At 31.3% G+C, this 26,359-nt stretch carries 25 protein-coding genes; 2 read left to right on the top strand and 23 right to left on the bottom strand.

Features of this window, described 5'->3' with window-relative positions; all coding sequences use genetic code 11:
• Positions 1-209: 209 nt before the first annotated feature.
• The 11 genes from AQ1689_RS02690 to AQ1689_RS02740 all read right to left on the bottom strand — a co-directional run bounded on the left by AQ1689_RS02690 (position 210) and on the right by AQ1689_RS02740 (position 8,047).
• Positions 210-560 (bottom strand): DUF5713 family protein, encoded by a 351-nt coding sequence (locus tag AQ1689_RS02690; RefSeq protein ID WP_101955103.1) that lies wholly within the window; start codon positions 558-560, stop codon positions 210-212.
• Between the two features lie 37 nt (positions 561-597).
• The gene (locus AQ1689_RS02695) at positions 598-1,137 is read right to left on the bottom strand and encodes a rhomboid family intramembrane serine protease (RefSeq protein WP_101955104.1); all 540 of its coding nucleotides are present in this window, start codon (positions 1,135-1,137) and stop codon (positions 598-600) included.
• Positions 1,134-1,913, bottom strand: a complete 780-nt coding sequence (locus AQ1689_RS02700; RefSeq protein WP_101955194.1) for an ion transporter — start codon at positions 1,911-1,913, stop codon at positions 1,134-1,136. The genes AQ1689_RS02695 and AQ1689_RS02700 overlap by 4 nt, the downstream gene beginning before the upstream one ends.
• A complete protein-coding gene (locus tag AQ1689_RS02705) occupies positions 1,913-2,557 on the bottom strand; it encodes a hypothetical protein (protein WP_145993717.1) in 645 nt (214 codons plus the stop codon). Before AQ1689_RS02705 ends, AQ1689_RS02700 begins: the two co-directional genes overlap by 1 nt.
• A gap of 115 nt (positions 2,558-2,672) precedes the next feature.
• Positions 2,673-2,978, bottom strand: coding sequence for an S-adenosylmethionine decarboxylase (locus tag AQ1689_RS02710; RefSeq protein WP_180947520.1), 306 nt, complete (start codon positions 2,976-2,978; stop codon positions 2,673-2,675).
• 2 nt (positions 2,979-2,980) lie between these two features.
• Entirely contained in the window at positions 2,981-4,537 is a 1,557-nt protein-coding gene (locus AQ1689_RS02715) for a polyamine aminopropyltransferase (protein WP_101955107.1), read from the bottom strand.
• Entirely contained in the window at positions 4,525-5,406 is an 882-nt protein-coding gene (locus tag AQ1689_RS02720; RefSeq protein ID WP_198913860.1) for a DUF350 domain-containing protein, read from the bottom strand. The genes AQ1689_RS02715 and AQ1689_RS02720 overlap by 13 nt, the downstream gene beginning before the upstream one ends.
• A 21-nt stretch (positions 5,407-5,427) precedes the next feature.
• On the bottom strand, positions 5,428-6,234 hold the full coding sequence (locus AQ1689_RS02725; RefSeq protein WP_101955196.1) for a hypothetical protein: 807 nt from the start codon (positions 6,232-6,234) through the stop codon (positions 5,428-5,430).
• Between the two features lie 37 nt (positions 6,235-6,271).
• A complete protein-coding gene (locus AQ1689_RS02730) occupies positions 6,272-6,823 on the bottom strand; it encodes a DUF4178 domain-containing protein (RefSeq protein WP_101955108.1) in 552 nt (183 codons plus the stop codon).
• Positions 6,824-6,913: 90 nt separating this feature from the next.
• Positions 6,914-7,612, bottom strand: coding sequence for a PspA/IM30 family protein (locus AQ1689_RS02735; protein ID WP_101915980.1), 699 nt, complete (start codon positions 7,610-7,612; stop codon positions 6,914-6,916).
• A gap of 39 nt (positions 7,613-7,651) precedes the next feature.
• Entirely contained in the window at positions 7,652-8,047 is a 396-nt protein-coding gene (locus AQ1689_RS02740; RefSeq protein WP_101915979.1) for a type III secretion system chaperone family protein, read from the bottom strand.
• Between the two features lie 137 nt (positions 8,048-8,184).
• Between AQ1689_RS02740 and AQ1689_RS02745 the strand changes: the two genes are divergently transcribed.
• On the top strand, positions 8,185-8,928 hold the full coding sequence (locus AQ1689_RS02745) for a helix-turn-helix domain-containing protein (protein ID WP_101955109.1): 744 nt from the start codon (positions 8,185-8,187) through the stop codon (positions 8,926-8,928).
• A gap of 3 nt (positions 8,929-8,931) precedes the next feature.
• Here AQ1689_RS02745 and AQ1689_RS02750 read toward each other — a convergent pair whose 3' ends face one another.
• From AQ1689_RS02750 to AQ1689_RS02770, 5 genes are all read right to left on the bottom strand, one after another.
• Positions 8,932-9,351 (bottom strand): hypothetical protein, encoded by a 420-nt coding sequence (locus AQ1689_RS02750; protein WP_101915977.1) that lies wholly within the window; start codon positions 9,349-9,351, stop codon positions 8,932-8,934.
• Between the two features lie 377 nt (positions 9,352-9,728).
• Positions 9,729-11,090: an oxygen-independent coproporphyrinogen III oxidase gene (gene hemN, locus AQ1689_RS02755; protein WP_101955110.1), complete on the bottom strand. Its 1,362-nt coding sequence runs from the start codon at positions 11,088-11,090 to the stop codon at positions 9,729-9,731.
• 87 nt (positions 11,091-11,177) lie between these two features.
• Positions 11,178-11,843 carry a deoxyribose-phosphate aldolase gene (gene deoC, locus AQ1689_RS02760; RefSeq protein WP_101915975.1) on the bottom strand — a complete coding sequence of 222 codons (666 nt, stop codon included), beginning with the start codon at positions 11,841-11,843 and terminating at the stop codon, positions 11,178-11,180.
• Positions 11,844-11,857: 14 nt separating this feature from the next.
• The gene (locus AQ1689_RS02765) at positions 11,858-12,190 is read right to left on the bottom strand and encodes an AraC family ligand binding domain-containing protein (RefSeq protein WP_101955111.1); all 333 of its coding nucleotides are present in this window, start codon (positions 12,188-12,190) and stop codon (positions 11,858-11,860) included.
• Positions 12,191-12,208: 18 nt separating this feature from the next.
• Positions 12,209-14,581, bottom strand: a complete 2,373-nt coding sequence (locus AQ1689_RS02770) for a heavy metal translocating P-type ATPase (RefSeq protein WP_101955112.1) — start codon at positions 14,579-14,581, stop codon at positions 12,209-12,211.
• A 103-nt stretch (positions 14,582-14,684) separates the two neighbouring features.
• Here AQ1689_RS02770 and AQ1689_RS02775 point away from each other — a divergent pair, with 103 nt between their 5' ends.
• Positions 14,685-15,371 carry a Crp/Fnr family transcriptional regulator gene (locus AQ1689_RS02775; RefSeq protein WP_101955113.1) on the top strand — a complete coding sequence of 229 codons (687 nt, stop codon included), beginning with the start codon at positions 14,685-14,687 and terminating at the stop codon, positions 15,369-15,371.
• A gap of 56 nt (positions 15,372-15,427) precedes the next feature.
• Here AQ1689_RS02775 and AQ1689_RS02780 read toward each other — a convergent pair whose 3' ends face one another.
• The 7 genes from AQ1689_RS02780 to rplK all read right to left on the bottom strand — a co-directional run bounded on the left by AQ1689_RS02780 (position 15,428) and on the right by rplK (position 26,322).
• The gene (locus AQ1689_RS02780) at positions 15,428-15,736 is read right to left on the bottom strand and encodes a DUF3467 domain-containing protein (protein WP_058885593.1); all 309 of its coding nucleotides are present in this window, start codon (positions 15,734-15,736) and stop codon (positions 15,428-15,430) included.
• Between the two features lie 54 nt (positions 15,737-15,790).
• The gene (gene rpoC, locus AQ1689_RS02785) at positions 15,791-20,062 is read right to left on the bottom strand and encodes a DNA-directed RNA polymerase subunit beta' (protein WP_101955114.1); all 4,272 of its coding nucleotides are present in this window, start codon (positions 20,060-20,062) and stop codon (positions 15,791-15,793) included.
• Positions 20,063-20,170: 108 nt separating this feature from the next.
• Entirely contained in the window at positions 20,171-23,983 is a 3,813-nt protein-coding gene (rpoB, locus tag AQ1689_RS02790) for a DNA-directed RNA polymerase subunit beta (protein ID WP_101915970.1), read from the bottom strand.
• A gap of 234 nt (positions 23,984-24,217) precedes the next feature.
• Positions 24,218-24,589 (bottom strand): 50S ribosomal protein L7/L12, encoded by a 372-nt coding sequence (rplL, locus tag AQ1689_RS02795; RefSeq protein ID WP_101915969.1) that lies wholly within the window; start codon positions 24,587-24,589, stop codon positions 24,218-24,220.
• A 48-nt stretch (positions 24,590-24,637) separates the two neighbouring features.
• Complete coding sequence (gene rplJ, locus AQ1689_RS02800; protein WP_101915968.1) at positions 24,638-25,153, bottom strand: 50S ribosomal protein L10; 516 nt, start codon at positions 25,151-25,153, stop codon at positions 24,638-24,640.
• Positions 25,154-25,171: 18 nt separating this feature from the next.
• Positions 25,172-25,864, bottom strand: a complete 693-nt coding sequence (rplA, locus tag AQ1689_RS02805) for a 50S ribosomal protein L1 (RefSeq protein WP_101915967.1) — start codon at positions 25,862-25,864, stop codon at positions 25,172-25,174.
• Positions 25,865-25,884: 20 nt separating this feature from the next.
• Positions 25,885-26,322 carry a 50S ribosomal protein L11 gene (rplK, locus tag AQ1689_RS02810; protein WP_058885599.1) on the bottom strand — a complete coding sequence of 146 codons (438 nt, stop codon included), beginning with the start codon at positions 26,320-26,322 and terminating at the stop codon, positions 25,885-25,887.
• Positions 26,323-26,359 lie beyond the last annotated feature (37 nt).

A 26,359-nucleotide genomic window follows, 5' to 3' on the forward strand; every position in this document is an offset into this window, starting at 1 on the left:
GCCTGATAATTGTACTACAAATTTACTTTTGAAGACTTTCTTAAAATATGATATTTGTCATATTTTAAAGTTTATTTAGTATTTTCATAAAAAAACACATCAAAAAAGAAGAAGAAAATTACTTTTCAGCAATAAAGCAAAAAACCTCTTAAAAAGAGGTTTTTTGCTTTATTTATACTCATTTAAAGAGTATGTATTCTATGTATATTTTACCAATCTCTATTTCCTGCTAATATTTCAATATCAGCATTTTCATATCCATATATTTTTGAAATATTTTCAAAATCAGACATTATTGATTCTCTAGCTACAGTTTCAATTTCACTTTCATTTTTGTAAAATTCATCTTGAAGTTCATTAAGTTCTTCAATATATTTTTCTCCTAATTTATATAAATATTCTAAGTTTACTATACTTTGAAATTCAATTTCTTTACAAAAATTCAATAAAATATCTTTACATTTATCTACTAAAAAATCAGGAAAAAAATTATCAGAATACATGTCTTTTAAAAAGTTATATTCTTGTGCTTTTTTATTTTTTAACTCTTCTACTTTCATTATATATTTTTTAATTTATCGGCTAAAGTAATCAATATTAATATTGTTTCTTCTTCAATAAAAATGCAGCAAGAATACCTGCCACAGCTCCAAAAAGATGTCCTTCCCATGATATATGACTTTTTAAAGATGGAACTAATCCCCAAATTAATCCACCATAAACAACAGCTACCGCAATAGAAACAAGTATTGGAATAAACTTTCGTTCTAAAATACCGTTTGCAATTAAAAATGAAGCAAGACCATATATAAGTCCACTAGCTCCAATATGATTTGCACTTCTAGCAAACATCCAAACAAACATTCCTCCAACTAAAATGATAAATATAATTACAGACAATGTTTTCTTCGGATAAAAAAAATTAAGCACCGTTAACAATACGATTAAAGGAAGTGTATTTGAAATTAAATGCCAAATATCAGCATGTAAAAAAGGTGATGCAAAAACACCAATTAATCCATTAAAAGTACGTGGTATAATTCCGAATTTAGTAATCGGAATAAAAAAACTTATCGCATGAACAACATATAAAAAGACTATTAATTGAATAGTATATTTGTGTTTTTTAGAAATCATACATTAATATTTTTTCCACAATGTGGACAGTTACATTTTTTTTCTTCGGATTTTTCTTGCTGTTTTTCAGATTGAATTTTATCAATAAAAGCCGAACTAATAATACCTGTAGGAAGTGCTACAAAGCCAATTCCGATTAAAGCAATAACACCGCCTAATAATTTACCCCAAGGCGTTACAGGATATACATCACCATATCCTACAGTAGTTAATGTTGCTACTGCCCACCAAAAAGCATCGCCGATACTTGCAAATTTTTCTGGTTGGTCATCATGTTCTATATAATACATTAATGTAGATGATAAAATCATCAGTACAAAAGTTACAAAAACAGTCATAGAAAGTTCTGCTTTTGTTTCTTTAAAAATATATTTTATTGTTTTTAATGATCTTGAATATCTACCTAATTTAAAAATTCGTAGCAACCTAAATAAACGAAGAATACGTACAATTCTTAAATCAAAAGGAAAAATAAAAGGTAAATAAAAAGGAAGTATTGCTATTAAATCGATAATTCCTAAAGTAGAAAAAGCAAAATTTAAACGTTCTTTTTTATTTTCTTTTGTAATATCAGAAACCCAGATTCGGATAAGATATTCAATAGTAAATACCGCTACAGAAAACACTTCAAAAAAATAAAAAAAAGCGCTATACTTTACATTTAATTCTTGATAAGACTCAAGAATTAAAACAATAATATTCAACACAATAAGCGCATAAATAAATTTTATAAAATACGTATTGTAAGTAATAAAATTACGTGCTTTTTTTTTCATTAAACCCAATTTTTCTTAATGTATTTGGCAATTGACTTTGGTAAACTATTTACTACTAATGCTTTTTTAGGATTGTTTTTATGATAGATTATCCATACTTTTTTAGTTCTAATTTTTTTTATAGTACCTAAACAAGTGGTTGCATATTCTATTTCTTTATCTTCAGAAAAATAAGCGAATTTAATTCGATAACCGCTTTCACCTTCTACATTATTAGAAAAATAGAGTTCTTTACCTAAATATCTTCCTTCAGTAATAATACCATTACTTAGAATTGTAATTTCTTTTACGGTATTTCGAATATATAATCTAAAAATAAATAGGGTAATCAATGGAAATACCAAATAATAAAAAAATGGATTTCCATTAGGTATATAATCAAAATTTTTAATAACACTATATGTAGGTTTTTCAATATTATAAATAATATTTACCGCATCACCTATTTTTAAATTAGCCCTAGAATTATAAGATACCCACCTATGATATTCTTTATCAATCGTATATTCAAATTCATAGGCTTTTACCATTGCTTGAAATTGGTCGTCTTCTATATCTGTAAAATATACTTCTGTAATAGTTGCTTTTGTTTGGTTTGTATTAATATTCAAATAAAAACACTCTCTAAAATCAATATTTTTCATATTAGATTTAAGCGATAAAAAACTAAAATAAAGAAGAATAAGTATAAAAATAGTAGAAAACCCTCTGTAAAGCAATCGGATTTTTAAATTTATAGGAAGTGATTTTGTTATTTTTTTATGCATTTATCTGATTCATTTTATTGATAAATAAATCTAATTTTTCTTTACTACAACTACTTAATTCAATATAACTTTTACCGCTTTCAGGAAACGTATGTATTGCTAAATGACTTTCACCTAACAACCAAAAACAAGTATATCCTTGCTCAGGAAAATGATGTTCATTAAAAAGAATAATGGTAAAACCAGCCTCTTTTAATAAATACTCATACCTTATTTTTAGTACTTTTGGCACAGTACAACTATCCCAAATTTTATGACTGTATATATTTGCTTCTATATGTTTGTAAGATGTATTCATAGTTAATATAAATCCCAATTACCGTTTAAATAATAGTTGTAAAGAACGGGATTGTGTACTTTATTAACTTCAATACTATCTTTAGAATTAAAAAATTCCTTTCCAAAAGATGTTATCAATTGCATTGCTTCGTTATTTATCCAATTGGTTTTAACATTTTTGAATTCAATTTTTTGCAATTTATCTTTTAATTGATTCGAACTAATATTCTTGTTTTTTGTTCCAAGTATCCAACCCCATTCCCCCATCGATAACACTTGATTATGAAGTTTTACCGTATTAAAACCAGCAGATGTTATTGTTTTATCAATACAATTATAAGCATTTGTTGCAAAATATGGACTTCCTGCTTGCGTAATAATAAATCCATTCGGTCTTAATTTTCGATTACAAAGTGAATAAAATTCATGTGAATATAATCTTCCTAATTCAATATTTCTAGGGTCAGGTAAATCAATAATGATAACATCATAAAAATCAGCTTTATTTTGTTCTAAATGAATATAAGCATCTTTGTTAAAAATACTCAATTTATCATTTTTCATACTTTTTTTGTTGATTTTCTGCAATACAGGATGATTTAATCCTAAATCCGTCATTTTTGGATCTAAATCAACCATATCTATTTTTTCAACAGTCGGATATTTTAATATTTCACGAACAGCACAACCATCACCACCTCCAAGAATTAAAATTCGTTGCGGATTTGGATGTAATTGCATAATCGGATGCACCAACGGTTCATGATACATTTTTTCATCAATAGAACAAAATTGCAAATTTCCGTTTAAATATAACCAATGTTCATTTTTCCATTCGGTTACTACAATTTTCTGATATTCTGTTTGTTCAGCATAAATAACTTTGTCTTTATATTTCTTTTGTTCGCCCCATTGAATAATCGGTTTTGTAAAAGAAATACCCGTTATTAAAAGCCCAAAAACAACTACTAAAACCGCTTTTAATCGAAAAATATGGCGTTTATTTATCTTTTCTTTAAATCGATAAAAAACAATTAACGCCACTAAAAAATTAATAATTCCTAATACAAAAGGCGTGTAGGCTAAACCTAATATCGGCAAACCGATAAAGGCAAAAAACACCCCTCCGATAAGACTTCCGTAGTAATCTTTTTCTAAAATAGAAGAAATATTACTTTTTAAATCTTCGTATTCTTTATTTATCCGAACAACTAACGGAATTTCTAATCCGATAAGTAAACCGATGAGCATACTTAAAGAATAAATTACAAATCCGTAATAATCACTTACCGAAGCCAAGGTATAAACCAACACCGACGAAAATGCAACAATTAAAGAAAGTGATATTTCTAAGATTAAAAAATTTTGAATTAAGTTTTTTTTAATTAATTTACTCAATCGACTACCTAAACCCATGCAAAAAAGCATCAGCGAAACAATCATCGTCCACTGAAAAATGGAATTTCCAATAAAATAAGTTGCTAAGGTCGATAAAGTGTATTCGGCTACTATTCCTGCAAATCCTGTGGCAAAAATAGCAGCTTTTAATACAAAAGAATTCTGTTTTAAATACTCCATGTAATTAATATAGCAGCCCCGATGTAAGCAAAAGCTTCCATTAAACCTGCACCAATATTTGGTTTTTCTTGATTGATAATTTCATCGGTAAGTTTTCTTCCTGTTAATAAAATTTTATCAGCAAAAAGACGCATTATTGGCAATAATAAACAGCCTAATAAAGTTTGTAAACTAATATCGATAAGCGTTGTTGTCCAGTCTAAAAATGGATCTAAAATGGCATTCATGGTAATAATTCCGATAGCAAGTATCGCTCCCGAAAAACTAACTCCAGCGGCAACATTGTCTTTTTCTATTTGATTATGAATATCATATTCCATCCAAGCAATAAACACTTTAGATGCTAAAATAAGCACGATATTCCCAAGAACCCAATAGATTATAAACGTTGAAATTCCTGCAATTAATGTTTCCGATTCCCCAATTAAAGCACCGTATAAAACAAGCCCATTTGCAATATAAATAGATGCTTCAATAACACCTGCACCTTCATTTTGATCGGTAATAATTTCTTTTTTTAAATCGAACTTATTTAAAATCACTTTATTACTAATCCAAGCGGATAAAAGCAATAATAAAATGGCAATAATTCCATAGCTAAAAATTTGTAAAATATCGGTTATAAAACCAGCAGTTTCGCCAATAATAGCACCACCAATAACAATAATTAAAGCTGCAAAATAACCTACATAAGAAATAATAAATGCAAAATTATCTTTTTCAACTAATTCATCTTGAATATTAATCTTCGGATGTAGCATTTTATACGCTATTTTTCCAAGGATAAAAATGATAAATCCACTTATAATATATCCTAATGAATGAACTATTTCTATAATATTTATGTATTCGTTAATATATTGATTCATGTTTACGAGCATTTTATACCATTATTTACCATAACCACCACTTCTAGAACGAGAAGAACTTGAACTGCGATATCGGTTACTATTTCTTGTTGTTCGGCTATTTTTCGTAGAATTTGAGTAACTTTTACTAGAGCTATATCCTTTCGACCTTAAAGAAGTCGCACTTCTCTTTACGTTAGTTCTTACTTTATCTTTAAAACTTTGAGGTTTCGAATTCCAAGTACTACTCGTATTTCTAGTTGATGATGTTCCGTAGGTATTATTTCTTCCGTAATAACTACCTCTTCCCTGATTATTGGTTCTGTAATAGTCATAATCACTTCTTCCATATCGCCTACTCGAGCCGCCTAAAAGACTACTCATAAAATGATACTGCCCATAAAATGCCCAAAAAGAAGAACCATTACTTTGTCGTTCCCAGCTTCCGTACTTTTGATTTCCTACGTAATTATTGTAACCCGCAGGCGTTGATTTTTTATCTAGAACACCATTTTTCTTTGATAAAACGGTCATTCCTAAATCTTTTTGATGCTCTTCAAAAGTGATTGCAGAAACTTTTTTCCAATCGGTACGTTTTATATCAAAATCATCTTCAGTCGGTTTCGTTGTTTTATTATTTTTTTCAAGGATAATTTTATATTTATGAAAATAGGCATCGCTATCTTCTTTATAATCCATATCAGTTAGAATAACACTGTAATTTTGTGTATCAATATACGTGGTAATAATTTCATCTAAAGGAGATTTTAGATACTTTTTTCGTTCTGACCCACAAGAAACCACAAGCAAAAGTAAGCTTGAAATTAGTAATGTTTGAAATATTTTCATTGTAATTAATTTGAAACCAAATTTAGTATTTTTAGTATTAATAGCTATCTGCAACAGGCAATATATTTGAAACAGCAAGCTCATTGATAATAATCCCTTTGCTTACTTCAAATTCTTGTTCGCCATATTGTTCTATGCACAGTGTTTTTTCTTCGGATTCATCTAAATAATCGTAAGAAATTAATTCTTCCCAATTAGAAGCGTCAAGTTCTTTGCAAAATCCTGGTGATTTTTCATCTAAAAAATAACGAGTTCCTTCAAAATTAATTTTTTTAGGTGGTTTTTGATTTTCATCCATATAATCACAAACTGTTTCACCTAACTTTCTTAGTTTTATTTTTTCTGATAAAGTAACTACTAAACCGCCATCATCTTCAAGGTTTAAAAATTTTTCAGTAGTTCCATTTTTGATCACAAATTCACGTGTAAAATAATCATCACCCCAATCGTATTCAAATAATGCTGTAACCGTCCAGGTTTCGGTAGCGTATTCAAAAATATATCCTTTTCCTAAATCGTTAATTTTAATATTGGTTGGATCAAAATGTCTTTCCGTTTCTTTTTTCTTAAAAAAATCAAGTATTCCCATGTATTTATATTGTTTTGTGTGTGTTTATTTAAAACAAAAAAAGCCCTTCTTTTATATAAAGAAGAGCCTAAATTATTAAATATAATAATTTTATAAGCCCATTTGTTTTTTTAATTCCTCTAAATTATTTGCTGCACTTGTTTTTTTAGTACCCAATGCTTTGTCTAATTCATCATCAATACTTTTTGATTCGTTAGCAATATCACCATAAGCTTCGGCTAAAGCTTCTTCTTCGGATACTTTTTCTTTCATTTTTTCTAGCATATTAACCGTACTAGAACTATCGATTGCAGCCATTTGTTTATTTAAATTTTTGGTTGCATTCGAAACTTTTACACGAGCTTTAAGAGTTTTTAATTCGTTTTCCCATTTGCTGATGTTATTTTTTAAACTGTTCACATTCGTTTCTAATTGCGATACTGATTTTGAAAAATTAGTCACCTCAACCTCACAGCGGTTCACATGTTCGGTATTTTCTTCTTTTTTAACCAATGCTTCGGTTGCTAAACGGTCGGCATTTTCGGCAGTAAGCTCTCCTTTTCCTGCTTTCTGTAAAATTAACATCGCTTTATTTTGATAATCCTTCGCTTTTATTTCAAACTGTGTTTTATCATTTTTAGAACGAATTAACATCGCTTTTACCTGCGCAAGCCCTTCTAATGCTTGTGTTAAATCATTTTTCATGTCTTTAATACCCTGCTCTGTCATTTTGATAGGGTTTTCCATTTTATCAATTGCTGAATTTGCTTCTGCTTTCCCTACGTTAAATAATCTTCTAAATATGTTCATTATATGTTTTTTTTAGTGTCTGTTAATTTGTATTTTTAATTATGCTTTCGAAAATTGAATAATATTTTCTGAATACTCACTTAATAATAAACTCAACGAATTTATAGAACCTTCCAATTCGTTTAAGTCAAGATTTTCAATTTGTAAAGTATCTCTAAAAATTACTTTCGTACCTGTTTCATCTAACACAAAAGCACCGTGAACGATGTCTCTATTTTTTTGTAATAATTGTTGAAAAATAGTTTCATCAGGATTTGTAATTTTAAAAATATATTGTTCAATAATTAAAATCGGGCTGGCAATTCCTATTATTAAATTATTAATTCCTTCATTTTCATTCTGAATCATTAAAATTCCTTCCGACGGATCTTCATGAGTAATGTTGTAATTTAACTCAAGTAAGTAATTTTTAATCCTATTAAATTGTTTTTTCATCGATATACTTCTTTTTCAAAATTGCTAATCATTTTAGAACTATTGCTATATTCTGTAATATTACTCGCTAATTTGAGTATTTTTGACAGGTCAAATATAACTATATTTAAACAAACTGCAAATAAAATTAGCAAACTATGTCATTTTTTGGTAAAAATATTAAAAAGATAAGAAGTGTAAAAAAACTTAGCCAACAAGCTTTTGCAGATATATTCAACTTAAAAAGAGGTACTTTAGGGGCTTATGAAGAAGAACGAAGCGAACCTAAAATTGATACTATTATAAAAATTGCTAATTATTTTAGCATTTCTATTGATGACATCCTAACAAAAAACATTACTGTTAATCAATTATTGCGGTTTAATGAAGGCATTACTACAGATATCAATCAAATTGTAAAAGCTAGTTTTACTGATATTCCGTTTGTAAACTCCTTAAACAGCCATCAATTTATGACTGATTTTAAAACTACAGAAAACTATGACTCTTTACCTGTACTTAGCATGCCAATAACAGCGACTGCGGCATTATTAGCATTTACAGTACCTAATTTATATATGGTATCTAATGAAGAAGGTTTATTTCCTGGTGATGTTGTAGTTGGCGAAAGTGCTATTTCTGATGATTTAACTAAAGGAGATGTCGTAATTGTATTGGCAAACGATGCCTTATCAATCAGACGCTATAATACAACCGATACAGGGTACCATTTATCAGCCGATCATATACATATTGCGCCCATCATAATTCCTTATGGAATTACTATTCATTTCTGGAAAGTTTCTTATGTGTTTTTAAAGCGATACCCAAAATTCACCTCAAAATTAGACATTCGATTAGATAAATTAGATACAGTGCTAAAGCAATTAAATAAGTTATAAAAATTACTGTTTATCTTTTAATTCCTTGAATAAACATTCATAATCGGTAATTTTATCATATAATTTTTGACACTCTTTTTGTTGTTCAAAATTAGAAAATAACCCCGCTATCGCATTTATTTTAGGCTCTTTTCTAAAATCATCTATATTTACTAAAATATAATCGAGTATCTTTTCATTCTTAATTTCTTCTAAACTTAAAGGCTCATCAGTTAAAAGCATATTGCCTTTACCTGTAATTAGCCAATTAAAGTTTAAATCAGGGAAATTATCGGAAATTAATCCGAGCCATTTTGAATTAATCTCTGTTCCTTTCTTTAAAGCATTCCGTAAAGTACCATCACTAGCACCAATAACACGCTCTAACTTACTAACAGCCACACCTTTATGTCTTATAAATATTTTAATCCTACTTGCTACCATAATTTTTCGTAAAATAATACGTAAATTATTTTCATAAACGGAAAATAATACGATATTTGCATCGTACTAAACAAAGGTACAATTAATAAGTGTTACTATTTTTCATTTAACCTGTTGTAAACTATTTGACAACTATGAAATGGAATTTAATTGATATAAAACACTTATAGCGAAGTAAATAATTGTTTTAAATAAAAAGTTATTTATTTGTTAAAAAAAGAACGTTCAATAAAAAATAATTAAAGGAGTTAGTTTACGTATTGTGGTTATTGTGAAGGGTGTCATAATAAATAAACTATATAAATCCTTTTTTTTAAACCAAGGCTTGTTTTATCAAGCCTTGGTTTCACCCCTTTATTTTTAGAAGCAGAAAACCTCTAAATTGTCATCGAAAACAATTTTGTTTCGGGCTTATTATTATGCAAACGCTTATCAAACGCCATACAAATATTTCGAACATAAGGTCTTGCTTTTTCAGGAACTGTTAAAGTATTTCCATCGATAAAAACCAAACCATCAGCCACCATTTCTTCTAATTTTTCTAAAAGGATTTCGATACCTTTAACCTTTAAATCTTGAGCATCCCACGAAGTGGTAAAATGACACATAATATTTAAAATATGCTTTCGGATAATTAAATCTTCTTCGGATAAAATATGTCCTCTAAAAACAGGGATTTCTCCTTCATTCACTATTTTTTGATATTCTTTTACTGTTTTTACATTCTGTGCAAACCCATACCAAGAATCAGAAATTGACGACATTCCTAAACCAATCATTAACTGCGTTTTATTGGCAGTATAGCCCATAAAATTACGATGCAATGTTTTTTCATGAGTTGCTTTATATAAACTATCCGATTTTAACGCAAAATGATCCATTCCTATTTCAACGTAACCCATTTCGGCAAATAACTCCTTCCCTATTTCGTACAATGCACGTTTTTCTTCATTCTTTGGTAAATCTTCCTCCTTAAAACCTCGTTGTCCAACACCTTTTACCCAAGGAACATGTGCGTAACTATAAAACGAAATTCTATCAGGCTGTAATTCTTTGGTTTTATTAATGGTATGAATTACATTTTCTTTGGTTTGAAATGGCAATCCAAAAATCAAATCGTGACTGATAGATGTATAGCCGATTTCCCTAGCCCATCGAGTTGCTTTTTCAACATTTTCAAAAGGTTGTACTCTGTGTATTGCTTCTTGAACCTTTAAATTATAATCTTGCACGCCGTAACTTACTCGTGTGAAACCGACATCAAATAAAGTTTGTAATTGTTCTTTTGTGGTATTATTTGGATGTCCTTCAAAACTAAATTCGTGCTTCGGATGTTTTTTAGCATTGATAAATAAACCATCAATTAACTTTTTTAAATTTTCTTTTGAAAAAAAAGTAGGTGTTCCTCCGCCCAAATGAATTTCCTTGATAATTGGCGTTTCATCGACTAAATTCGTATATAAATTCCATTCTTTTAAAACGGTATCAATATAATCTTCTTCTACTTCATGTCTTTTTGTAATATGTTTATGACAGGCACAAAAAGTACAAATACTTTCGCAAAAAGGTAAATGAATATACACACTAATTCCTTCGGATGAATTACTTTCTATAAACGATTTTTTAAAAGTTTCAATCCATTTATCTTTAGAAAAAGTTTCATTTTTCCAATAAGGAACTGTCGGATAACTCGTATATCTTGGACCTGGAATATTGTATTTTTGTATCAGTGAATTCATGTATATTTTTTTAGAATATCAAGTCAATTAGCCTAAAAACTTAGCGGAATAATAATAAATTGATACGCTTTAGCTAAACAACCTTTTTTAATAATTATCATTTTCAGAAACCCCTTTAGTAACCAAAGAAACCCCTGCTGATGTTCCTAAGCGAGTTGCGCCTAGTTTAATATATTTCGCTGCTGTTTCAATATCTTTAATACCGCCAGCCGCTTTTATTTGAACGCTATTTTTAACCGTAAACTTCATCAATTCAACCTGTTTAAAAGTAGCGCCACTTGTACCAAAACCTGTCGATGTTTTTATAAAATCAGCACCTGCATTTACCGCGAGCAAACAAACTGTTTTCAGTTTTTCTTCGGATAAATAACAATTCTCAAAAATTACTTTTAAAACATTATTTCCGATGGCTTTTTTTATCAGCCTTATTTCATTTTCAACATAATCATGCTCGCCAGCTAACAATTTACCAACATTAATAACCATATCAATTTCTGACGCACCATTTTCAATACAATTAACCGCCTCAAAAATTTTAACTTCGGTAGTCATTGCTCCTAAAGGAAACCCAATAACAGCGGCTATTTTCACATCAGAATTCACTAAAGTTTTTTTTGCTAATTTCACATAACAGCCATTTACGCAAACGGCAAAAAAACCATATTTATTGGCTTGTTCACACAGTTGTATAATATCGTTATCTGTAGCGGTTGCTTTTAGTAAAGTGTGGTCTATATAGGTATTTAATTGCATCAATTTTATATTTTTTATACGTTCTCAACTCTTTTTACCGTATCTGTTTTTGATAATGACAAACGTACAACACTTTCTCCTACTGCTGTTAAATCATGTACTACTTGTGGTTTTAATGAAATTATATCTCCAGCATTTAATTGCTTTATTTCGTTATCAACACCAAAATCAATACAACCTTTTATCACCTGAACAATTATTGCAAAAGGTGCTTGATGCGCTTCCATTACTTGTCCTTTTTTAAAGACAATTCGAATTTCTTTTGAAAAACCAGTATCTAATAATAATGATACCGCTGGTTTGTTTTCATTAAACTTAATATCTTCTAAAAATGAGGCTACTTTCATAATAATTATCTTTTAAAATTATTTAATTTTTTTTCCTAATAAATTTGTTGCAATCGTTGTAAATAACACGATGCTAATCGAACTTAAAGGCATTAGTATTGCCGCAATTACAGGTTTTAATTGTCCTGTTGTAGCAAAATATAATCCAATTAAATTATAACATAATGACAGCATAAAACTATACTTAATTATTTTGATTGCTTTTTTTGATGCTTTTATGTATCCTGAAATTTCATTAAATTTTGAAGCATCTAAAATAGCATCACAAGCAGGTGAAAACACGTTAATATTTTCCGATAATGAAATACCAACATTACTTTGTGCCAAAGCTCCCGCATCATTTAAGCCATCACCAATCATCATTACGCTTTGTCCTTTATTTTGTAAATTTTCCACGTAATTTAATTTATCTTCTGGCTTTTGATTAAATAAAAACGACGTATTTTTAGGTAATAAAGCTTCTAAATATTGTTTTTCTCCTTCATTATCACCAGAAACAACCGCCAAATTATAATTAGTATTTAATTCCGAAAACAAGTCTTTTACACCATTTCGATACGCATTTTTAAAGACATACTTTCCTTTATAAACTCCATCAAAACTACTATGTACCGAAGTATCTAAATTGAGTTTTTCTTTGGTATTATTCACAAAAGATGACGAACCTATTTTTACATCTACCCCATTACATCTAGCTTCAATTCCTTTTCCTGTGTATTCTTTAAAGCTATCAACAGGCAACATTTCTACCGATAAAAAACCGTATAACATTCTACTTAACGGATGATTTGAAGCTCGTAAAGCACTTTTTAAAAGTACTTTTTCTTCGGATGACAATTCGCTTCCTTTATACTCAATTTGATTTTCTTTACTTGTTGTAAGTGTTCCTGTTTTATCAAAAATAACAGTATCGATTGCGGCTAATTGTTCTACAACCGTGGCATTTTTCAAGTAGAATTTCTTCTTCCCAAAAATCCGAAGCATATTCCCTAAAGTAAACGGAGCAGCTAAAGCAATCGCACACGGACAGGCAATAATTAACACAGCGGTAAATACATTTAAAGCTTTGCTAGCATCATAATACAGCCAAAATGCGGTTGAAAAAAAAGCGATTATTAAAACGGTGACCGTAAAATTCTGACTTATACGATCTGTCAATGTTTTAAATGAGGAGTTTTTATCTTTCTTAAATACATCATTACTCCACAATTGTGTTAAATAACTTTGCGAAACCGAGCTTAAAACTTCCATTTCTACAACTCCCGATAATTGCTTTCCTCCTGCAAATAATTTATCGCCCGATTTTTTAGCTACAGGAACTGCTTCACCTGTAACAAAACTGTAATCGATTTTTGCATTTCCGTTGATTAAAATTCCATCAACAGGAATTAATTCTTGATTTCTAATTAATAATCTATCGCCTTTTTCAACATCATAAATTTGTACATTTTCTTCTTTTCCTTCGGATGAAATTCGAGTTACCGCAATGGGAAAATACGATTTATAATCACGTTCAAAAGACAAGAAATTATAGGTTTTCTGTTGAAAAAACTTCCCTAATAATAAGAAGAAAACCAAGCCTGTTAAACTATCAAAAAAACCAGTTCCGATATCAAAAATAATTTCAGCAGAACTTCGGATAAATAAAACAGCAACTCCTAAAGCAATAGGAACATCAATATTTAAAATTTTAGCTCGTAATCCTTTATATGCCGAAATAAAATAATCCTGCGCAGCATAAAAAACTACAGGTAATGAAAAGAAAAACATCAACCAACGAAATATTCCTTTGTATTGTTCCAACCAAAAACCAGTTACTTCAAAATATTCTGGAAACGATAAAAACATTACATTTCCAAAAGAAAAACCAGCAATTCCTAATTTATAAATTAAGCTGCGGTCAACTTTCTTTTTGCCAACTTCGTAATCTTCTAAACTGATATACGGTTCGTATCCGATAGAACTCAACAATAAAACAATTTCTTTCAAAGAAATAATTTCAGAATTATACGTAATTCGAACCGTTTTTTTAGGAAAATCAACTTGCGCCGAACTAATGTTTCGTTGTAATTTATGCACGTTTTCTAACACCCAAATACACGAACTACAATGTATATGAGGTATATATAAGTTAACAACATGCAAATTACCATCGTTAAACTCTAGTAGTTTATCGGTAATAGATGCGTTGTCTAGAAAGTCGTATTTTCCTTGAATTTCATCAGGGATTGCTCCTGGATTGTTTTGAAAATCATAGTAACAGGTTAAATCATTTTCTGAAAAAATTTCAAAAACCGTCTTACAACCATTACAACAAAAAGATTTCTCTTTAATAGTGATGGTTTTGGTATCGCATTCGGTACCACAATGAAAACATTTTGTGTTTTCCATATTTACTCTTTTGCCTAGTGCAAAGGTCTTATAAGAAGCGTAATTAAAACATGATATATATCAGCTTTTTGTTATCTTTGAACTAGCCTAACTAAAAATTACTATGAGCAAGTGTGAACAATGTGCTATTCGTCAACTTAATTCCTTAAAATCACTCACAAAAGATGAATTGATTCGGGTTGCGGGGTGTAAAACATCTAAAACCATAAAAAAAGGAACTGTTTTGTTTGAAGAAGGCGAGCATATTAATGGTGTTTTCTGTGTTAAAAAAGGTATTTGTAAAATATCTAAAATGAGTGATAACGGAAGAGATCAAATAGTAAACCTTATACAAAAAGGCGATTTATTAGGCGAGCGAAGTTTAATTAATGATGAAGCTTCTAACTTAAAAGCAATTGCTATAAATGATATGGAAATTTGTTTTATCCCTAAAGAAGAAATTGTTAGAGATTTAGAAGAGAACCAAAAATTTACCATGGATATTCTTAAAACAATGGCATCTTCTCTTAAAACTGCGGATGATTTTATTGTTGATATGGCTCAAAAAACCGTTAAACAGCGCTTAGCTTCTACCCTATTAAACCTTGATCGTAAATTTACTAAAAATGAAAATGGGGCTTTAGACATTCAATTATCTAGAGAAGATATTGCCAATATTATTGGTACAGCGACCGAATCGGCAATTCGATTACTTTCTGAATTTAAAAAGAAAAAACTAATTGATTTAAAAGGAAAACAAGTTTTTATTCTTGATAAACAAGCCTTAAAAGATATTTCAACAGGGTTTTAAAATATTTTTTACTTAAAAATAAAAAAACGTCTAATTATAGACGTTTTTTTTTATTTTTAAGCTTCCCCTGTTGTCCCTCCAAAATTCATTGGAATTGGCACCTGCTCATAGTCTTTAATTTCACCATTTGTTTGTTCAAATTTTTGAACATTTTCAACCAAAGCCTTTGCAAGTCTTTTAGCATGTTGTGGTGTTAAAATAATTCTTGATTTTACCTTTGGCTTTGGAATACCTGGCATAATATTGATAAAATCAACGATAAATTCTGATACTGAATGATTGATTATCGCTAAATTACTATAGGTTCCTTCAGCAATATCTTGATCTAATTCAATATTTAATTGTGGTTCTTTATTGTTTTCCATAATATTAATAAAAAAAAAGGCCTCTAAAAAATTTAGAGGCCTTTGTATTAAAAATTATAAATTTTCTTCCATTTCTTCTCTAGGCCCTACAATCTGACGATCGTAAGATCTCATTCCTGTACCTGCTGGTATACGTTTACCTACAATTACATTTTCTTTTAATCCTTCTAAGGTATCAATTTTACCGTTTACTGCGGCTTCGTTTAATACTTTAGTAGTTTCCTGGAACGACGCTGCCGATATAAATGATTTCGTTTGTAACGAAGCTCTAGTAATCCCTTGTAAAATTTGTTCAGCTGTTGCTGGTTTCGCTTCACGAGCGGCTACTAAATTTTTATCTGCTCTACGTAAAATAGAATTTTCATCTCTTAATTGACGTGCCGAAACAATCTGTCCTGCTTGTAAATTTTCAGAATCTCCTGCATCTTCAACAACTTTCATTCCGTAGATAGCATCGTTGTCTTTGATAAAGTCATTCTTATGAATTAATTGATTTTCTAGTAATAAGGTATCTCCAGAATCAATAATTCTAACTTTACGCATCATTTGACGTACTACTACTTCGAAATGCTTGTCATTAATTTTTACACCCTGTAAACGATATACTTCTTGAATTTCGTTTACTAAATATTGTTGTACCGCTGAAGGTCCTTGAATATTTAAAATATCGATAGGCGTTGTAGCTCCATCAGATAAAGGCATACCTGCTTTAATAAAATCGTTCTCTTGAACTAAAATTTGGTTAGATAATTTTACTAAATACTTAGTAATATCACCAGTTTTAGATTCAATAATAATTTCACGATTTCCTCGCTTAATTTTACCGAAAGATACCACACCGTCAATCTGAGCAATTACTGCTGGATTCGATGGGTTACGTGCTTCAAATAATTCTGTTACACGTGGTAAACCTCCTGTAATATCGCCTGCTTTACCAGACTTACGTGGAATTTTCACTAAAGTATGACCTGTTTCAACTTTATCACCATCGCTAATCATTAAGTGAGCACCTACTGGTAAACTGTACGAACGTAACGCATTACCATCAGCATCTTCAATAATTAATGAAGCAATAATTTTTTTGTTCTTAGAGTCAATCATAACTTTCTCTTGGAAACCAGTTTGCTCATCAACTTCAACAGAGTAATTAATACCTTGTTCTAAGTTATCAAACTTCACACGACCTCCAAATTCAGATACGATAACCCCGTTAAATGGATCCCACTGACATACAGCATCTCCTTTTTTAATGGTTTTCATATCTTTATTAAAGATAATTGAACCATAAGGAATAATGTTTGTACTTAATACGATTTCTGTCTTTTTGTCAATGATTTTGATTTCTGCAGTACGTGAAATAACTATTTCTATTTCATTTCCTTCTTTATCTTTACCATTTACAGTACGTAAATCTTCTATTTTAACGTTACCTTCATATTTTGCAATCAACTTATTCTCTTCAGAAATGTTTCCTGCTACCCCTCCAACGTGGAAAGTACGTAATGTTAACTGTGTACCAGGCTCTCCAATAGATTGTGCTGCAATTACACCAACTGCTTCACCTCTTTGAACTTTTTTACCTGTTGATAATGATTGTCCATAACATTTTTCACAAATTCCTCTTTCAGATTCACATGTTAATGCCGAACGAACCTCTACTTTATCAATACCAGCAGCTTGAATTGTATCTGCTAATTTTGACGTAATTAATTCACCAGAAGCAACGATAATATCATCAGAATTTGGTGCATATACATCTTGTAAAGAAGTACGCCCTGTAATTCTATCGCTTAAAGATTCAACAATTTCATCATTTTTCTTTAAAGGAGCTACTTCTAACCCTCTTAAAGTTCCACAATCAACTTCGTTTACAATTACATCTTGCGATACATCTACTAAACGACGTGTTAAGTAACCAGCATCGGCTGTTTTAAGAGCCGTATCCGCTAAACCTTTACGTGCACCGTGAGTAGAGATAAAGTATTCTAAAATTGATAATCCTTCCTTAAAGTTAGAAAGAATTGGATTTTCAATAATTTCTCCACCACCAGCAGTAGATTTTTTAGGTTTTGCCATTAATCCACGCATACCTGTTAACTGACGAATTTGCTCTTTCGAACCCCTTGCTCCAGAATCAAGCATCATAAATACCGAGTTAAATCCTTGCTGATCTTCTCGTAAACGCTTCATAGATAATTCTGTTAATCTATTATTAGTAGATCCCCAGATATCAATTACCTGATTATAACGTTCTTTATTTGTTAACATTCCCATGTTATAGTTAGATACAATTACGTCCACCTCTTTATTAGCTTCAGCAATCATTCCAGCTTTTTCTTTAGGAATAATAATATCTCCTAATGAGAAAGATAAACCACCTTCAAAGGCGTATTTATATCCCATATTTTTAATTTCATCTAAGAAATCTCCAACAGTTGGAATATCAGTAACTTTTAAAATATCACCAATAATACCTCTTAATGATTTTTTAGTTAAAACCTCATTAATATATCCTGCAGCTTTAGGTACCTTTTCATTAAATAAAACTCTACCAACCGTAGTTGCTACAATTCTAGTTACGTGCTCACCATCAACAACATCTGCTGTACGAACTTTTATACCTGCGTTTAAGTCTACTCTTTCTTCATTTAAGGCAATAATTACCTCTTCTGGAGAATAAAAAGTTAATCCTTCACCTTTAATAATAACTTCAGGTGTCGATTTTCTTTCTTTGGTCATATAATACAGACCCAATACCATATCCTGAGATGGTACCGTTACTGGTGCTCCATTTGCAGGGTTCAGAATATTGTGAGATCCTAACATTAAAATCTGCGCTTCTAAAATAGCTTCAGGTCCTAATGGTAAGTGAACTGCCATTTGATCCCCATCAAAATCGGCATTAAATGCCGAACATGCTAATGGATGTAAACGAATCGCTTTCCCTTCAATTAATTTTGGTTGAAAAGATTGAATACCTAAACGGTGTAATGTAGGTGCACGGTTTAATAATACCGGGTGTCCTTTAATTACGTTTTCTAAAATATCCCAAACAACTGGCTCTTTTCTATCTATAATTTTCTTTGCAGATTTTACAGTTTTTACAATTCCTCTTTCAATTAACTTACGAATAACGAAAGGTTTGTATAATTCTGCTGCCATATCTTTTGGCAATCCACATTCAAATAATCTTAATTCTGGTCCAACAACAATTACCGAACGTGCAGAATAATCAACACGCTTACCTAGTAAGTTTTGACGGAAACGACCTTGTTTCCCTTTCAAACTATCAGATAACGATTTTAACGGTCTGTTAGACTCTGTTTTTACTGCTGATGATTTACGTGTGTTATCAAATAAAGAATCTACTGATTCCTGTAACATACGTTTCTCATTACGTAAAATAACCTCAGGTGCTTTAATTTCCATTAATCGCTTTAAACGATTGTTACGGATAATTACACGACGGTATAAATCGTTTAAATCTGAAGTCGCAAAACGACCACCATCTAATGGCACTAAAGGACGTAATTCTGGCGGTATAACTGGTACAGCCTTCATAATCATCCACTCTGGGTTGTTTTCTCTATTTTTTTGAGAATCTCTAAAAGCTTCTACAACATTTAAACGTTTTAATGCTTCGTTTTTACGCTGCTTAGAAGTTTCCGTATTTGCTTTATGACGTAATTCAAATGATAAGGCGTCTAAATCAATTCTTTCTAATAAATCGATTAAACATTCAGCTCCCATTTTAGCGATAAACTTAGTAGGGTCTGTATCATCTAAATACATGTTTTCTTGTGGAAGTGTATCTAAAATATCTAAATACTCTTCTTCTGTTAAGAAGTCCATTTTATTCAATGACTCTCCTTCAGCAGTTTTAGCATCACCTGCTTGAATTACTACGTAACGTTCGTAGTAAATAATCATGTCTAACTTTTTAGATGGCAACCCTAAAAGGTACCCCATTTTGTTAGGCAATGATCTAAAATACCAAATATGTGCTACTGGTACAACTAAATTAATGTGACCTACTCTGTCTCTACGTACCTTTTTCTCGGTAACTTCAACCCCACATCGATCACAAATGATTCCTTTATAACGGATTCTTTTGTATTTACCACAGGCACACTCATAATCCTTTATAGGACCGAATATACGCTCACAAAATAACCCATCTCTTTCTGGTTTATGTGTACGGTAATTTATAGTTTCTGGTTTTAAAACCTCACCTCTAGATGCCTCTAAAATAGACTCTGGAGATGCTAAACCAATTGAAATTTTGTTAAACTTTTTAACAGTGTATTTTTCGTTCTTTCTTGCCATAATAAGTAATGGATTCGAATTAAAAATTTGCCCCTAATTAAGGCGTATATTTAAAATGATTTATCATTAGGCAATCAAGACGATTACCTAATGATATTTCACTGTTTGTTATTCCTCTAATTTAACATCTAATCCTAAACCTTTCAGTTCGTGCATTAATACATTAAATGATTCTGGTAAACCTGGTTCTGGCATAGTTTCACCTTTTACGATCGCTTCGTAAGTTTTGGCTCTACCTAATACATCATCAGATTTAACGGTTAAGATTTCTCTTAATATACTTGATGCACCATATGCTTCTAATGCCCAAACTTCCATCTCTCCAAAACGCTGACCTCCAAATTGAGCTTTACCTCCTAATGGTTGTTGTGTAATTAAAGAGTAAGGTCCGATAGAACGCGCATGCATTTTATCTTCAATCATGTGACCTAACTTAATCATATAAATGATCCCTACCGTTGCTGGTTGGTCGAAACGTTTTCCTGTTCCTCCATCATATAAATAGGTATGTCCGTAACGTGGAATTCCTGCTTGATCAGTTAAAGCGTTAATTTGGTCAATGTTTGCTCCATCAAAAATTGGTGTCGCATATTTTTGATCTAATTTTTGACCTGCCCATCCAAGAACAGTTTCATAAATCTGACCAATATTCATACGCGATGGTACCCCTAATGGATTTAATACGATATCAACAGGTGTTCCGTCTTCTAAGAAAGGCATATCTTCTGCTCTAACAATACGAGCAATAATACCTTTATTTCCATGACGTCCTGCCATCTTATCTCCTACTTTTAATTTACGTTTTTTAGCAACATAAATTTTGGCAAGTTTTAAGATTCCTGCTGGTAATTCATCTCCTACAGAAATTGTAAATTTCTCACGACGTAAAGAACCTTGTAAATCGTTTACTTTAATTTTATAATTGTGAACTAATTCAACAACTAATCTATTTAAGTCTTTATCGGTAGTCCAAGTTCCGTGTAAGTGCGTAAAATCACCTACAGAGTTTAACATTTTTTGAGTGAATTTTTTACCTTTTGGTAATACTTCCTCTCCTAAATCATTAAATACTCCTTGAGAAGTTTTCCCTGTAATTAAGTTGAATAACTTTTCAATTAATAAATCTTTTAAATCTTCGAACTTATGAACATAAGATGCTTCTAAAGTAGCAATTGCTTCTTTATCACGAGCACGTTTTGTCTTATCTTTTACAGCACGTTGAAATAATTTTTTATTAATTACTACACCTCTTAATGACGGAGAAGCTTTTAATGATGCATCTTTTACATCACCTGCTTTATCACCAAAAATAGCGCGTAATAATTTTTCTTCAGGAGTTGGATCAGATTCTCCTTTTGGTGTAATTTTACCAATTAAGATATCACCAGGGTTTACCTCTGCTCCAATACGGATCATTCCGTTTTCATCTAAGTCTTTAGTAGCCTCTTCTGAAACATTAGGAATATCGTTTGTTAATTCTTCAGCTCCTAATTTAGTATCACGAACATCTAATGAATATTCGTCAATATGAATAGAAGTGAAAATATCTTCACGAACCACTTTTTCTGAAATTACAATCGCATCCTCAAAGTTATACCCTTTCCAAGGCATAAAGGCTACTTTCATATTTCTTCCTAAAGCTAATTCTCCTTTTTGTGTTGCATAACCTTCACAAAGTACTTGACCTTCTTGAACTCTATCTCCAACTTTTACAATTGGCTTTAAGTTAATGTTCGTACCTTGATTCGTTTTTCTAAACTTAATTAAGTTATATGAAATATCATCTGATTCAAAGCTAACTAAACGCTCTTCGTCTGATCTGTCATACTTAATTCTAATTTTATTCGCATCAACATACTCAATAACTCCAGGTCCTTCAGCATTGATTAAAATACGAGAATCTTTTGCAACTCTACGCTCTAATCCTGTACCTACGATTGGTGATTCTGGACGCAATAATGGAACTGCTTGACGCATCATGTTCGATCCCATTAAGGCTCTATTGGCATCATCATGCTCTAAGAAAGGAATTAATGATGCTGATATAGATGCTATCTGGTTAGGGGCAACATCCATATAATCAATTTCAGTTGGTGTTACTACAGGGAAATCTCCCCCTTCACGTGAAATTAATTTATCTCCAACAAAATCTCCAGCTGCACTTACCTCTAAATTAGATTGTGCAAACTTCATTCCTTCTTCTTCTTCAGCACTTAAATATATATGCTCTTGGTGTACATCTACATTTCCTTCGATAACCTTTTTATAAGGTGTTTCGATAAAACCTAAACTGTTAACCTTTGCAAATACTGCTAAAGATGAAATTAATCCAATATTCGGTCCCTCAGGAGTTTCAATTGGACATAAACGTCCGTAGTGTGTATAGTGAACATCACGAACCTCGAATCCTGCTCTTTCTCTAGATAAACCTCCAGGTCCTAGTGCTGATAAACGACGTTTGTGCGTAATCTCAGCTAATGGATTGGTTTGATCCATAAATTGAGATAACTGGTTAGTTCCAAAAAACGAATTAATTACTGAAGATAAGGTCTTCGCATTAATTAAATCAATAGGAGTAAATACCTCGTTATCACGCACATTCATTCTTTCACGAATAGTACGAGCCATACGAGCTAAACCTACACCAAATTGACCTGCTAATTGTTCACCAACAGTTCTTACACGACGGTTAGATAAATGGTCAATATCATCTACTTCTGCTTTTGAGTTAATTAACTCAATTAAGTATTTGATAATGGTAATAATGTCATTCTTAGTTAATACCTTCTGATCAATCGGCTCATTTAACTGTAACTTGGTGTTCATTCTAAAACGACCAACTTCACCTAAACTATAACGTTGCTCAGAGAAGAATAATTTTTCAATAATTCCTCTTGCTGTCTCCTCATCTGGCGGCTCAGCATTACGTAATTGTCTGTAGACGTGTTCTACTGCTTCTTTTTCAGAATTCGTAGGATCTTTCTGCAGTGTATTGTGAATGATGGCATAATCGGCCATGTCATTATCTACCTTATGTAATAAGATAGTTTTAGCACCTGCGTCAATTATTTCATCAATATGTTCTTTCTCTATGATGGTATCACGGTCGAAAACAATTTCGTTACGTTCAATAGACACCACTTCACCGGTATCTTCATCAACGAAATCTTCATGCCAAGTTTTTAAAACTCTAGCAGCTAATTTACGCCCTAATACTTTTTTTAATCCTGCTTTAGAAACCTTAATTTCCTCTGCTAAATCAAAAATTTCTAATATATCTTTATCTCTTTCAAAACCAATGGCTCTGAATAACGTAGTTACTGGTAGTTTTTTCTTTCTATCAATATAAGCATACATTACTTGATTGATATCAGTTGCAAATTCTATCCAAGATCCTTTAAAAGGAATTACTCTTGCAGAATACAACTTAGTTCCGTTTGCATGGAAAGATTGTCCAAAAAACACCCCTGGTGAACGGTGTAATTGAGATACAACAACTCGTTCAGCTCCATTAATAATGAAGGTTCCAGAATTTGTCATATAAGGAATCGTTCCTAAATACACATCTTGAACAATAGTTTCAAAATCTTCGTGTTCAGGATCTGTACAGTAAAGCTTTAATCTTGCTTTTAAAGGAACACTATGTGTTAAACCTCTTTCAATACATTCTTGGATGCTATATCTTGGTGGATCTACAAAGTAGTCTAAAAATTCTAATACAAATTGATTACGGGTATCTGTAATCGGAAAGTTATCCATGAAGGTTTTGTACAAACCTTCTTCACCTCGCTCATCAGCTTTGGTTTGCAATTGGAAAAAATCTTGGAAAGATTTCACCTGAATATCCAAAAAGTCTGGATAATCGGTACCTAATTGCGATGATGCGAAGTTAATTCTTTCAGTAGTGTTTATCGTTGCCAAAAGAGATGCTATTTTTAAATTAAAAATATTATTTTTTGAAACTATCTCGTTTCAATAATGCAATTTTAATTGCTTTGCTAACTTAGTGTCAGCTCTTTACAGTCGTACTATTATAGTGTTACAGATGTAATAAAATAAAGAACGAATATATACACAAAATGGTTTAGGACCAGAAACGAATGTTTCTAGTACCTAAACCTTAATTGTTTTACCTAGTTAAACCAGGGATATAGATTACTTAATCTCTGCTTCAGCTCCTGCTTCTTCTAAAGATTTTAAAAGACCTTCAGCCTCATCTTTAGTTACTCCTTCTTTTACTGGTGCTGGTGCGCTATCAACGATTGCTTTAGCTTCTTTTAAACCTAATCCAGTTAATTCTTTAACTAACTTTACTACAGCTAATTTAGAACCACCTGCTGCTTTTAAGATAACATCAAATTCAGTTTGCTCATCTGCTGCTGCTCCTGCTTCTCCTGCTGGACCTGCTACTGCTACTGCTGCTGCTGGCTCAATACCATATTCGTCTTTTAAAATATCAGCTAATTCATTAACTTCTTTTACTGTTAAGTTAACTAATTGCTCTGCGAAATCTTTTAATTCTGCCATTTTAATTGTGTTTTGAAATTTTATTATTTAGTTTATTCGTGCGCGTACTTATTTCTCTGATAATGTCTTTAAGATACCAGATAACTTGTTACCTCCTGATTGTAATGCTGAAACAACATTCTTAGCAGGCGATTGTAATAATGAGATAATATCTCCAATAAGTTCTTCTCTAGACTTAATGTTAACTAATGCGTCTAATTGGTCATCTCCAACATAAACAGATTCTTCAACAAAAGCACCTTTTAATAAAGGCTTCTCTGATTTTTTTCTGAACTCTTTGATAACTTTAGCAGGGGCGTTAGACACCTCTGAAATCATCATTGAAGTATTTCCTTTTAAAACAGCTGGTAAGTCTCCGAAGTCTTTATCAGAAGCTTCCATTGCTTTTGAAAGCAATGAGTTTTTAATAACAGCTAATTCTACGTTTGCTTTAAAACAAGCTCTTCTTAGATTTGAAGTAGTAACTGCATCTAATCCAGAAATATCTGCTAAATAGATTGTATTTGTAGCTGCTAATCTTGCTGTTAAATCTTGTATTACTTGTAATTTGTCTTCTCTTGTCATAATTAAAAGTTTAAGTGCCTATAATGATATAGATTTTTCATCTACAGCAATACTAGGACTCATAGTTGAAGACATAAATATACTCTTTATATAATCTCCTTTAGCCGCTGTTGGCTTTAATTTAACTAACGTTTGTAATAACTCATTTGCATTTTCCTGAATCTTCTGAGCATCAAAAGATACTTTTCCGATTGCAGCATGTACAATACCAGTTTTATCAACTTTAAAGTCAATTTTACCAGCTTTAACTTCTTGTACTGCTTTTGCAACGTTCATAGTTACTGTACCTGTCTTTGGGTTAGGCATTAAACCTCTTGGTCCTAAAACACGACCTAAAGGACCTAACTTACCCATAACACTAGGCATAGTTATAATCACATCAACATCTGTCCAACCTCCTTTAATTTTCTGAAGGTATTCGTCTAATCCAACATAATCCGCACCAGCTGCAATAGCTTCTGCTTCTTTGTCTGGAGTAACTAACGCTAATACTTTTACGTCTTTTCCTGTTCCGTGAGGTAATGTTACAACACCACGTACCATTTGATTTGCTTTACGAGGATCAACTCCTAAGCGTACTGCTAAATCAACTGATGCGTCAAATTTTACAGTTGTAATTTCCTTAACTAAGGTTGATGCATCTTGTAAGCTGTAAACTTTAGAGCTATCTACCTTAGAACGAGCTTCTTTTTGCTTTCTAGTAATTGCCATTTCTAAATATCTTTTAAAGTTTAAGCAGGTGCATTACCTGTTACTGTTAATCCCATAGAACGAGCAGTTCCGGCTATCATTTTCATTGCTGATTCGACTTTAAAGGCGTTCATATCTACCATTTTGTCTTCTGCAATTACTTGAATTTGATCCCAAGAAACACTTGCTACTTTTTTTCTGTTTGGTTCTCCCGAACCTTTCTTAATTTTGGCCGCTTCTAACAATTGTACTGCAGCTGGTGGTGTTTTTACAACAAACTCGAAAGATTTGTCTTTATAAACAGTAATCACAACAGGTAAAACTTTACCTTGCTTGTCCTGCGTACGAGCATTAAATTGCTTACAGAACTCCATGATATTAACACCGGCAGCACCTAAAGCGGGTCCAACTGGTGGCGACGGATTCGCAGCACCTCCCCTAACTTGTAGTTTAACTAATTTACTTATTTCTTTTGCCATTGTTTAAGATTTAAAAACGATATGCTTAAAATGGAAG

The sequence above is a fragment of the Tenacibaculum finnmarkense genome, assembly GCF_900239185.1.
Lineage (GTDB): Bacteria > Bacteroidota > Bacteroidia > Flavobacteriales > Flavobacteriaceae > Polaribacter > Polaribacter finnmarkensis.